Here is a 12,309-nt window from a genome sequence, read left to right as displayed (position 1 = left end):
ATTTTCCGCAGCGTTTTCAGCGCATGCGCACGATGCGTTTTTCACGCGTATCAGGCTCGACGAATTGCCGATTTGCACGCGAGAAAATGCGCCGTGCGGCCGATACCGCGCATGACGATTCATTCGTCAGAAAGATTTTGAAACGTGATCGGCAGGCGCGGAAGTCGGCCGTTCGGCCAATTCGGTGGCCTCGCGCCGATTTTCCGGGCGTCGGCACACCGCAGCGAAGTGTAACGGCGGGGATGGGGCCACCGCCGCGCAGCGACTTTTGCGGGCGGCGGAGGCGGGGTCGGTGCCCGCTATCGGCCGCCGCGCGCGAGCCTGCTTACTTCAGCCATTTATCCGAAATCGCCTGGTATTCGCCGGTCGACAGCGCGAGATGCAGCCACTGGTCGACATACTGCTGGAACGCGACGTCGCCGCGCGGCACCATGTACGCCTTCTCGCCGAATTGGAACGGCTTGTCCGGATGCACCGAGCACAGGCCCGGATTCAGCTTTTGCTGCAGCAGCGTCTCGGATGCATCCGTCACCATCACGTCCGCCTTGCCGGCGAGGATCTGCTTGAAGATCGTTACGTTGTCCGGATAGACGGTGAGGTTCGCGTGCGTGAAATACTGCTTCGCGAAACGCTCGTTGGTGCCGCCCGGGTTCACGATCACGCGCGTTTCCGGCCGGTCGATCTGCGCGACGGTCTGGTATTTGTCGGCGTCCGCGCAGCGCACGATCGGCGTTTTGCCGTCGACCACGTACGGCTGCGTGAAGAACACGCGCTTCTGGCGCTCGAGCGTCGTCGACACGCCACCCACCGCGATGTCGCATTTCGCGACGAAATCGCCGGTCAGGTTCGGCCAGCTCGTCTTCACGTAATCGGTCTTCACGCCGAGCGACTTCGCGAGCGATTCGGCCATGTCGATGTCGATGCCCTCGAAGCGGCCGTCCGCGCGGTAGTACGAATACGGCTTGTAGTCGCCCGTCGTGCACACGCGCAGCGCGCCGCGCGCGAGCACGTCGTCGAGCCGCGAGCCGGTGCCCGGTGCGGCGGCAGCGGCGAGCGCGCCGGTCTGCGCGTGCGCGGCGGCGCAGCAAAGCAGCGCGGCCGAGGCGAGCGTGGCGAATGTCTTCATCGGTCTCCTCCTTCGTTTCGTTCGATATGAGCGTCCGATCATAACGGAGCCATCGCGCGCGTCATATGGCCGCCATCGCGTCGGCATGCGCAGCCTGAGGGCGGCTGTCCGGTAAAATGCCGGTTTGCCCTCGCATCGTCGCTCCTACCGTGGCCCATACCCTGCTCAACGACACCTTCCTGCGTGCGCTTCTGCGCGAGCCGACCGACTACACGCCGATCTGGCTGATGCGCCAGGCCGGCCGCTACCTGCCCGAATACAACGCGACGCGCGCCCGCGCCGGCAGCTTCCTCGGTCTCGCGAAGCATCCCGACTACGCGACCGAAGTGACGCTGCAGCCGCTCGAGCGCTTTCCGCTCGACGCCGCGATCCTGTTCTCGGACATCCTGACGATTCCGGACGCGATGGGGCTCGGCCTCGACTTCCAGGCCGGCGAAGGGCCGAAGTTCGCGCATCCGGTGCGTACCGAGGCCGACGTCGCGAAGCTCGCGGTGCCGGACATCGAGGAAACGCTCGGCTACGTGACGGGCGCCGTGCGCGAAATCCGTCGCGCGCTCACCGACGGCCAGGGCCGCCAGCGCGTGCCGCTGATCGGTTTTTCGGGCAGCCCGTGGACGCTCGCGTGCTACATGGTCGAAGGCGGCGGGTCGGACGATTTCCGCACGGTGAAGTCGATGGCGTATTCGCGCCCCGACCTGATGCACCGGATCCTCGACGTGAACGCGCAGGCGGTGGCCGCGTACCTGAACGCGCAGATCGAAGCCGGCGCGCAGGCCGTGATGATCTTCGATACGTGGGGCGGCGCGCTGGCGGACGGCGTGTACCAGCGCTTCTCGCTGGACTACATCCGCCGCGTGGTCTCGCAGCTCAAGCGCGAGCACGACGGCGAACGCGTGCCGGTGATCACGTTCACGAAGGGCGGCGGGCTGTGGCTCGAGGAGATCGCGGCGACCGGCGTCGACGCGGTGGGGCTCGACTGGACGGTCAATCTCGGCCAGGCGCGCGAGCGCGTCGCGGGCAAGGTCGCGCTGCAGGGCAACCTCGACCCGACGATCCTGTTTGCGCCGCCGGCCGCGGTGCGCGAGCAGGCGCGCGCGGTGCTCGACAGCTATGGCAACCATCCGGGCCACGTATTCAACCTCGGGCACGGCATTTCGCAATTCACGTCGCCCGATCACGTCGCCGAACTCGTCGACGAAGTGCATCGCCACAGCCGCGCGATCCGTAGCGGAGCCGCCGGCTGAACGCAAGCGCTGTCATGCTGCGTTGCGGCGTGACAGCGTTTCGCTATTGTCACTAAACAGGGCGCAACCCCCCACCGGTTGCCGATTCAGTGCTTGTCAAGACTTGACTTATACACATTTTCCACGTTGCAGCGCGGTAGAGCCCTGTATCGGTCAATTTGTCTCGCTATGGTTCGGTAATTTGAATAGCAGCCTTATGGCATAAGGCTCCGCGGGGCACCGCAACACGCGGCGAAAATCAGCGCAAAGCGCGGCCCCGCGCGCGTTGCGGCCATCGAGCGGCGAGTTCTCAACAAAGTTATCCACAGGCTGGGCAGGGTATACGGCGATTCCTAATGCGAATCCAAAACTTAGCGCCGAATCTGAAGTTTTACTTTAAGTTCGCTGCCCCGATGCGGGCGCGGATGTCGGCCGTCCATGCCCATGCGGCGCATCCGGCCACCGGAGCGCCGGGATGAACGGCACCTATCTGCGCGTCGCGCTCGACCATCCGCTCGCGACCCTGTTCGATTACCGCTGCGACGCGCAACCGGCGCCCGGGCCCGGCACGCTCGTCCAGGTGCCGTTCGGCAAGCGGCAGGCCGTCGGGCTCGTCTGCGAAGTGACGACTCACACCGACGTGCCGCCGTCGCGGCTGCGCGCGATCGACGCGATCTGCACCGACCTGCCGCCGTTGTCGCCGGACTGGCTCGCGCTCGTGTCGTTCGCCGCGGATTACTACCAGCGCGGACGTGGCGAGGTCGCGCTGCCGGCGCTGCCGCAGGCGCTGCGCGATGCCGGGCGCTGGGGGCGGCTGCTCGCGCCCGAGGTGCGTTACCGGCCGACGGAAGCGGGCCGCGCGGCGCTGCCCGATACATTGCCCGCGCGCGGCGCCGCGCTGCGTCGGCTCGCGCAGGCGCTGGTCGACACCGGCTCGCTGGCGCTGCCCGACGCGCGCGCGCTGCACCCGAAGGCCGCGGCCACGCTCGACGACTGGGCGGCGCTCGGCTGGGTCGACGTCGAGGAGATCGGCTGGGCCGATGCGCCTGTGCCCAAAGCTGTGGATAACCTGTTGGCAGCCGGTGGAAGAACTGTGCCGCCGGCGCTCACGGACCAGCAGGCCGAGGCGCTCGACGCGATCCGCGCCGCGCAGGGCTTCGCGCCGTTCCTGCTGCACGGCGTGACGGGCAGCGGCAAGACCGAGGTCTATCTGCATGCGCTCGCGTCGCTGCTCGACGCGCGGCCGGATGCGCAGGCGCTCGTGCTCGTTCCCGAAATCAACCTGACGCCGCAGTTCGAGGCCGCGTTTCGCGCGCGCTTCGCGGGGGCGCTCGCCGACGACGCAATCGTCACGCTGCACAGCGGGCTCGCGGAGGGCGAGCGTGCGCGCAACTGGCTCGCCGCGCATACGGGCCGCGCGCGGATCGTGCTCGGCACGCGCCTCGCGGTGCTCGCGTCGATGCCGACGCTCGCGCTGATCGTCGTCGACGAGGAGCACGAGCCCGCGTACAAGCAGCAGGAAGGGCTGCGCTATTCGGCGCGCGATCTCGCCGTGTGGCGCGCGAAGCAGCTCGCCATCACGGTCGTGCTCGGCTCGGCGACGCCGTCGCTCGAAAGCTGGTGGCAGGCCGAGCAGGGCCGCTACACGCGGCTCACGCTGTCGCGCCGCGCGGTGGCCGACGCGACGCTGCCGACCGTGCGGCTGATCGATCTCGAAGAGGAGCGGCGGCGCGGGCGCGCGTCGATGGGCGGGCTGTCGGGGCCGCTCGTCGCGGCGCTGAAGGCGCGGCTCGAGCGCGGCGAACAGAGCCTGGTGTTCCTGAACCGGCGCGGTTATGCGCCGCAGCTCGCGTGCGATGCCTGCGGCTGGGTCGCCGGCTGCCCGCGCTGCAGCGCGTACGTCGTGCTGCACAAGCCCGAGCACGCGTTGCGCTGCCATCACTGCGGCTGGGAAGCGCGGATTCCGCGGTCGTGCCCCGAGTGCGGGAACGTCGACATCGCGCCGCTCGGGCGCGGCACGCAACGGATCGAGGAGGCGCTCGCCGAGGCCGTGCCGGGCGCGCGCGTGCTGCGGATCGACGCGGACAGCACGCGTCGCAAGGGCAGCGCGCAGGCGCTCTTTTCCGATGTGCATGCGGGTGAGGTCGATATCCTCGTCGGCACGCAGATGATCGCGAAGGGGCACGACTTTCAGCGCGTGTCGCTCGTCGGCGTGCTCAATGCCGACACCGCGCTGTTCTCGCATGACTTCCGCGCGAGCGAACGACTGTTCGCGCAGCTGATGCAGGTGAGCGGCCGTGCGGGGCGCGCCGGGCTGCCGGGTGAAGTGCTCGTGCAGACGCGTTACCCACGCCACGCGCTGTACCACGCGCTCGGGCGGCAAGACTACGTCGGCTTCGCGAATTCGACGCTCGGCGAGCGCCGCGACGCGCACCTGCCGCCGTTCGTCTACCAGGCGTTGTTGCGCGCCGAAGGGCGCACGCTGGACGCCGCGCTCGCGTTCCTGCTGCAAGCGGCGGCCGCGTTGCCGGGGCTGCCGGGCGCCGATCGCGTGACCGTCTACGACGCGGTGCCGATGACGATCGTCAAGGTCGCGAACGTGCATCGCGCGCAGTTGCTGCTCGAAAGCGCATCGCGGGCGGCGCTGCAGCATGCGCTGCGTGCATGGCAGCCGGAGCTGCGCGCGTTGAAAGGCGTGCTGCGGTGGAGCGTCGAGGTCGATCCGCTGGATATCTGAGCTGAGCGGCGGCGCGGTATGCGGCCGTCGTGCTGCGTGCCGCTGCGTTGCACCCCCCCCCGGCCACCGGGCCGGGTGCCCCTGAATCGTCTCTTGCCGCCCGGCCGCGCCCTGGCGTCTCACACCTTCCGTCGCACCCAGTGCAACCCGTTTTCGTCCGCCGCGACGCGTGCGGACGGTTGCGCACGCCTGTCAAACCGGCCCGCTCAGGGAAAACACCGATCCTCCGACCACGGGCAACTCCTAGGTTGCAACCGCATAAGTGGCTGATTATATTGAGTAACCTATGGGTGCAACCCGTCTCGTAATTTGGTTGCACCTTTTTATTGCGTGCCGTAGGATTTCGCGCATCCTCTCACACCACATTGCCGGGCTCGCACCGGCGCACGAACCCACCATGGCAAGCACGACTCTCGGCGTCAAAGTCGACGACCTTCTTCGCTCGCGCCTCAAGGACGCCGCCGCGCGTCTCGAGCGCACTCCCCACTGGCTGATCAAGCAGGCGATCTTCGCGTATCTCGAGCGGATCGAGCACGGCCAGTTGCCGCCCGAGCTATCGGGCCACAGCGGCGTGACGGAGCTTGCCGACGGTCAGTCCGCGGACGGCGACGACGACAACTCGCCGCATCCGTTCCTCGAGTTCGCGCAGAACGTGCAACCGCAATCGGTGCTGCGCGCGGCGATCACGGCGGCGTACCGCCGCCCCGAGCCGGAATGCGTGCCGTTCCTGCTCGGCCAGGCGCGCCTGCCCGCGAACCTGCAGGCGGACGTGCAGGCGCTCGCGACGAAGCTCGTCGAGGCGCTGCGCGAGAAGAGCTCGGGCGGCGGCGTCGAAGGGCTGATCCACGAATTCTCGCTGTCGAGCCAGGAAGGCGTCGCGCTGATGTGCCTCGCCGAAGCGCTGCTGCGCATTCCCGATCGCGCAACCCGCGATGCGCTGATCCGCGACAAGATCAGCAAGGGCGACTGGCGCTCGCACGTCGGCCACGCGCCGTCGCTGTTCGTGAACGCGGCGACGTGGGGGCTGATGATCACCGGCAAGCTCGTGACGACCAACAGCGAAGCCGGGCTGTCGTCGGCGCTGACGCGCCTGATCGGCCGCGGCGGCGAGCCGCTGATCCGCAAGGGCGTCGACATGGCGATGCGCCTGATGGGCGAGCAGTTCGTCACCGGCGAGACGATTTCCGAAGCGCTCGCGAACAGCCGCAAGTACGAAGCGCGCGGCTTCCGCTACTCGTACGACATGCTCGGCGAAGCGGCGACGACCGAAGAGGACGCGCAGCGCTACTACGCGTCGTACGAACAGGCGATCCACGCGATCGGCAAGGCGGCCGGCGGCCGCGGCATCTACGAAGGCCCGGGCATCTCGATCAAGCTGTCCGCGCTGCACGCACGCTACTCGCGCTCGCAGCAGGACCGCACGATGAGCGAGCTGCTGCCGCGCGTGCGCGCGCTCGCGCTGCTCGCGCGCCGCTACGACATCGGCCTGAACATCGACGCCGAAGAGGCCGACCGCCTCGAACTGTCGCTCGACCTGCTCGAGGCGCTGTGCTTCGATCCGGATCTCGCGGGCTGGAACGGCATCGGCTTCGTCGTGCAGGGCTACCAGAAGCGCTGCCCGTTCGTGATCGACTACCTGATCGATCTCGCGCGCCGCAGCCGCCATCGCCTGATGATCCGCCTCGTGAAGGGCGCGTACTGGGATACCGAGATCAAGCGTGCGCAGGTCGACGGCCTCGAAGGCTATCCGGTCTATACGCGCAAGATCTACACGGACGTGTCGTACCTCGCGTGCGCGAAGAAGCTGCTCGCGGCGCCGGACGCCGTGTACCCGCAGTTCGCCACGCACAACGCGTACACGCTGGCCGCGATCTACCAGCTCGCGGGCCAGAACTACTACCCGGGCCAGTACGAATTCCAGTGCCTGCACGGGATGGGCGAGCCGCTGTACGAGGAAGTCACCGGCCGCGACAAGCTGAATCGCCCGTGCCGCGTGTACGCGCCGGTCGGCACGCACGAGACGCTGCTCGCGTACCTGGTGCGCCGCCTGCTCGAGAACGGCGCGAACACGTCGTTCGTGAACCGCATCGCGGATAAAACCGTGTCGGTGAAGGAACTGGTCGCCGATCCGGTCGACGAGGCATCGAAGGTCGTGCCGCTCGGCGCGCCGCACACGAAGATCCCGCTGCCGCGCAACCTGTACGGCGACGAGCGTCCCAACTCGATGGGCCTCGACCTGTCGAACGAACACCGTCTCGCGTCGCTGTCGTCCGCGCTGCTCGCGAGCGCGCATTTCCCGTGGCGCGCCGCGCCGATGCTCGCCGACGACACGCTCGCCGACGCGCCGGCCCGCGACGTGCGCAATCCGGCCGACCAGCGCGACCTGGTCGGCACGGTCAGCGAAGCGACGGCCGAACACGTGAGCGCGGCGCTCGCGCACGCGGTGGCCGCCGCGCCGATCTGGCAGGCGACGCCGGTCGATGCGCGTGCCGATTGCCTGGTGCGCGCGGCCGACCTGCTCGAAGCGCAGATGCACACGCTGATGGGCCTGATCGTGCGCGAAGCCGGCAAGTCGCTGCCGAACGCGATCGCCGAGATCCGCGAAGCAGTCGACTTCCTGCGCTACTACGCCGCGCAGATCCGCGACGAGTTCTCGAACGACACGCACCGCCCGCTGGGCCCCGTGGTCTGTATCAGCCCGTGGAACTTCCCGCTCGCGATCTTCATGGGCCAGGTCGCCGCGGCACTCGCCGCCGGCAACACGGTGCTCGCGAAGCCGGCCGAACAGACGCCGTTGATCGCCGCGCAGGCCGTGCGCCTGCTGCGCGAGGCCGGCGTGCCGGCCGGTGCGGTGCAGCTGCTGCCGGGCACCGGCGAGACGGTCGGCGCGGCGCTGGTGGCCGACGCGCGTACGCGTGCGGTGATGTTCACCGGCTCGACCGAAGTCGCGCGCCTGATCAACAAGACGCTGTCCGCGCGTCTCGACCCGGACGGCAAGCCGATTCCGCTGATCGCCGAAACGGGCGGCCAGAACGCGATGATCGTCGACTCGTCGGCGCTCGCGGAGCAGGTCGTCGCGGACGTGATGCAGTCGTCGTTCGACTCGGCCGGTCAACGGTGTTCGGCGCTGCGCGTTCTGTGTCTGCAGGACGACGTTGCGGACCGCACGCTGACGATGCTCAAGGGCGCGATGCACGAACTGGCGCTCGGCAATCCCGACCGGTTGTCGACGGACGTCGGCCCGGTGATCGACGGCGAAGCGAAGCAGACGATCGACGCGCACGTCGCGGCGATGAAGGACAAGGGCCACGGCGTCACGCAGCTGCCGATGCCCGACGCATGCGCGCACGGCACGTTCGTGCCGCCGACGCTGATCGAGATCGGCAGCATCGACGAGCTGAAGCGCGAGGTGTTCGGCCCGGTGCTGCACGTGGTGCGTTACCGCCGCAGCCAGCTCGACAAGCTGCTGGAGCAGATCCGCGCGACCGGCTACGGGCTGACGCTCGGCATCCACACGCGCATCGACGAGACGATCGCGCACGTGATCTCGAACGCGCACGTCGGCAACATCTACGTGAACCGCAACGTGATCGGCGCGGTGGTCGGCGTGCAGCCGTTCGGCGGCGAAGGGCTGTCGGGCACCGGCCCGAAGGCCGGCGGCGCGCTGTACCTGCAGCGCCTGCTCGCGACGCGTCCGTCGGGCCTGCCGCGTTCGCTCGCGCAGTCGCTGATCGCGGACGGCGCGGTGGAAGGCGACGCACGCGGCAACCCGGCGGCGGCGCTCACGACGCTGCGCGACTGGCTGATCGAGCAGCGCGAGCCGGCGCTGGCCGCGCGTTGCGACGGCTATCTGGCCCAGGTGCCGGCCGGTGCGACCGCGGTGCTGACGGGTCCGACGGGCGAGCGAAACACGTATACACTCGGCCCGCGCGGCACGGTGTTGTGTGTCGCGGCGACGCCGGGCGGTGCGCGCGCGCAGTTCGCGGCGGTGCTGGCGACCGGTAACCGCGCGCTGTTCGCGGGTGCGGCCGGCGAGGCGCTGGTGGCCGCGCTGCCGGCATCGCTGAAGGCGCATGCGACCGTGCGCAAGCAGGCCGACGCGCCGTTCGACGCGGTGCTGTTCGAAGGCGACAGCGACGAACTGCAGACGCTCGTGAAGGACGTCGCGCAGCGGCCGGGCCCGATCGTGTCGGTGCAGGGCGTGTCGGTGGGCGCGTTCGAGAACGGCGATGCGGAAGATTACGCGCTGGAACGGCTGCTGACGGAGCGCTCGGTGAGCGTGAACACGGCCGCGGCGGGTGGCAATGCGAATTTGATGACGATCGGCTGACCATCCTTGCCGTTCGGATCAAACATAGGAAGCGGCAAGGCGATCCCGAAGCCGCTCCATTTACCCTGGTACCAAGGAGATGCTATGCAACACACGATGAAAAAGCTGGCAGGCGCGACGTTTGTCGCGGTCATGTCGCTGGCGGGGACGGCCCATGCGGATGACGTGAAGATCGGTTATGCAGGGCCGATGACGGGCGCGCAGGCGCACTACGGCAAGGATATGCAGAACGGGATCGCGCTCGCGATCGAGGATTTCAACGCGACGAGCCCGAAGATCGGCGGCAAGCCGGTGAAGTTCGTGCTCGACACGCAGGACGACCAGGCTGACCCGCGCACCGGCACGACGGTCGCGCAGAAGCTCGTCGACGACGGCATCAAGGGCATGCTCGGCCACTTCAACTCGGGCACGACGATTCCGGCTTCGCGCATCTACGCGAACGCCGGCATTCCGCAGATCGCGATGGCGACCGCACCGGAATACACGCAGCAGGGCTACAAGACGACCTTCCGCATGATGACGTCCGACACGCAGCAGGGCTCGGTGGCCGGCACGTTCGCGTCGAAGGATCTCGGCATGAAGAAGATCGCGATCGTCGACGACCGCACGGCCTACGGCCAGGGTCTCGCCGACCAATTCGAGAAGGCCGCGAAGGCCGGCGGCGCATCGATCGTCGACCGTGAATTCACGAACGACAAGGCGGTCGACTTCAAGGCGATCCTGACCAAGCTGAAGGCGGCGAAGCCGGATCTCGTCTACTACGGCGGCGCGGATTCGCAGGCGGCACCGATGGTCAAGCAGATGAAGGCGCTCGGCATCACCGCCCCGCTGATGAGCGGCGAAATGGTGAAGACGCCGACGTTCCTGAAGATCGCGGGCAACGCGGCCGACGGCACGATCGCTTCGCTGGCAGGCCTCCCGCTGGAAGAAATGCCGGGCGGCAAGACGTACGCCGACAAGTACAAGAAGCGCTTCGGCGAAGACGTGCAGACGTACTCGCCGTACGCGTACGACGGCGCGATGGCGCTGTTCAACGCGATGAAGAAGGCCGATTCGACCGATCCGGCGAAGTACCTGCCGGTGCTCGCGAAGACCGACATGGCCGGCGTGACGTCGACGCACGTCGCGTATGACGCGAAGGGCGACCTGAAGAACGGCGGCATCACGATGTACAAGGTCGAGAAGGGCGAGTGGAAGCCGCTGAAGAGCATCGGCGGGAAGTAAGCAGCCGGTCTTGATGTTCTGACGCGCGGGGCGGCGGCGCAATGCGTCGTCCCGCGCGTCATGCGAAAGAGCCACTGGGCCCGTTGGGTCTGGTGGCTTTTTCTTTGGCGAGCTACGGCTGGTAGGGCATAGGGATCTTGCAGGCCACGGTGGTGCAGAGGGGGCGCCGCATGCGTACGTCGATACCGCATCGCCGCGGCCGGCGGCAGTATGACGTTACTTGCCGTCGCAGCACTTGTTAGGGCAGTCGGGCAGGAACGAAATTTCCACACGCCGTCCGTTGTCCACGTCGCCATGCGAATAAACGCGGGCGCTCTTCTGGATGGTTCCGCGCAAAAAACCTAATTCCTCCAACAGCGCATACGCGGCTTGCAATCTCGATTGCGCAAGGGCCGGTGCTTCCGGTTCACTTTCCTCGGCATGGCCGCTGATCAGCGTCGTTTCTTTGGTTAGGTGATTTGCATAATTGATTTTTTGGTCGGCTACCCATTTTGCGATGCGGACGATCTCGGAATTCGATATGTGTGAGCTATCTCTCGAAAAGTAGATGTCGAAATTCTCGCTGGCGATGCATGCGAATACCGGATTGGAGGTGAGAAGGCTTATGCCAAGAATAAACTTAAGTATTGTAAATGACGTATCCTGAAATACTGTCGGCATTGTTGATTGCTTGATTGGGATTTTCGGCTCCAAGCGTCAAGCATTCCTCCATGAAATATCTGTGATCCTTGGTTCCCATTGTATCGTCGAAATGACTCACCTCATGAATCAGCGTGGAAACTACGGAATCCTTTTCCCATGAAAAATCTCGTATTGTGCAAAAGTCGGGATGTATTGCAATCGTATGAGTTGCAGTATCTGGTGAGCACACTGATGCTGCAACTCCCGATTTGTTCGGATTTGGAACGCATCCAATGTGTTTGAATCGCTCGCTATCCCATCGCGTGAAATTGTAGCCTGTGAGTGATTTTAGTACGCGAGCGATTGCAGCTAGACCTGCTAATAGCGCTATGCGGGTGCTCTCATCGGCCCTGCCGAACCACTGTAATACACGTGCCCTATCAGCGTGGGACCAGCGCTGCAAATCCTCGATTCTTTTTTCGACAAGAGAAACGGCACGATCGCGCTTACTCAATACCATTTCCCGGAATTCCTTGTTTGTCATGTTGTGACATATTCTTTCGGTATTGATTGTTATCTCCACCATCGACCCAGGATTGGTGTTGGTGACTGCACCTGAATGTACGAGGAACCATTCTCCGCCGTCGTTCACATCAAAATTTTTCATTGCTTCAATGTTCCATCGTATAGATTTTCAGCGTTGCCGAGCCGCGGGTGGCGATCCGATGTGTTTGCCCGGCCGTATCCGTAGTGCCGGTAAAAATCTGCCCGGTGTCGGTAACGATTCGGTAGCGGATGCTCACGAGCGGACGGTGGGAGCCATCCAGCAACGTGAATTGCTCGTCGTGTACGGCATTCGATCGAGCAAATGACCGCTTGGCTGCATCAGGTTGGCGCCCAGTCAGCGTCGCAGTCTCTCCTGCAGTAAAAGTCATCCGCATGCCGCGCTCAGCGTAGAAGATCGGCGGTGGGTTGCATCCGCAGACATTGATATCCCCGCTCAATGCCCACTGTTTGCCGTTCGGGCCGGTGCCTGGCCAGCGCGGCC

General features: G+C 66.2%; 8 protein-coding genes. 4 read left to right on the top strand and 4 right to left on the bottom strand.

Features of this window, described 5'->3' with window-relative positions; all coding sequences use genetic code 11:
* Positions 1-325: 325 nt before the first annotated feature.
* The gene (locus LGM89_RS35290) at positions 326-1,126 is read right to left on the bottom strand and encodes a transporter substrate-binding domain-containing protein (RefSeq protein ID WP_226275569.1); all 801 of its coding nucleotides are present in this window, start codon (positions 1,124-1,126) and stop codon (positions 326-328) included.
* A 149-nt stretch (positions 1,127-1,275) separates the two neighbouring features.
* Between LGM89_RS35290 and hemE the strand changes: the two genes are divergently transcribed.
* From hemE to LGM89_RS35270, 4 genes are all read left to right on the top strand, one after another.
* The gene (gene hemE / locus LGM89_RS35285) at positions 1,276-2,370 is read left to right on the top strand and encodes a uroporphyrinogen decarboxylase (protein WP_319001531.1); all 1,095 of its coding nucleotides are present in this window, start codon (positions 1,276-1,278) and stop codon (positions 2,368-2,370) included.
* 454 nt (positions 2,371-2,824) lie between these two features.
* A complete protein-coding gene (locus tag LGM89_RS35280; protein ID WP_226275567.1) occupies positions 2,825-5,086 on the top strand; it encodes a primosomal protein N' in 2,262 nt (753 codons plus the stop codon).
* Positions 5,087-5,483: 397 nt separating this feature from the next.
* A complete protein-coding gene (gene putA, locus LGM89_RS35275; protein WP_226275566.1) occupies positions 5,484-9,416 on the top strand; it encodes a trifunctional transcriptional regulator/proline dehydrogenase/L-glutamate gamma-semialdehyde dehydrogenase in 3,933 nt (1,310 codons plus the stop codon).
* A gap of 84 nt (positions 9,417-9,500) precedes the next feature.
* Positions 9,501-10,640: a branched-chain amino acid ABC transporter substrate-binding protein gene (locus tag LGM89_RS35270; protein ID WP_089493821.1), complete on the top strand. Its 1,140-nt coding sequence runs from the start codon at positions 9,501-9,503 to the stop codon at positions 10,638-10,640.
* Between the two features lie 216 nt (positions 10,641-10,856).
* On the opposite strand, the gene LGM89_RS35265 is transcribed toward LGM89_RS35270, so the two are convergent.
* The 3 genes from LGM89_RS35265 to LGM89_RS35255 all read right to left on the bottom strand — a co-directional run.
* Positions 10,857-11,300, bottom strand: a complete 444-nt coding sequence (locus LGM89_RS35265; protein WP_226275565.1) for a hypothetical protein — start codon at positions 11,298-11,300, stop codon at positions 10,857-10,859.
* A complete protein-coding gene (locus LGM89_RS35260; protein ID WP_226275564.1) occupies positions 11,260-11,928 on the bottom strand; it encodes a M35 family metallo-endopeptidase in 669 nt (222 codons plus the stop codon). The genes LGM89_RS35265 and LGM89_RS35260 overlap by 41 nt, the downstream gene beginning before the upstream one ends.
* Before the next feature lie 4 nt (positions 11,929-11,932).
* Positions 11,933-12,309 (bottom strand): hypothetical protein (locus LGM89_RS35255; protein ID WP_226275563.1); only part of this gene is annotated, 377 nt, incomplete at its 5' end.

This window comes from Burkholderia sp. AU31624 (assembly GCF_020420065.1).
Taxonomy (GTDB): Bacteria; Pseudomonadota; Gammaproteobacteria; order Burkholderiales; family Burkholderiaceae; genus Burkholderia.
The sequence above is the reverse complement of the archived record's forward strand: the minus strand, read 5'-3'. Positions and strand labels throughout refer to the sequence as shown.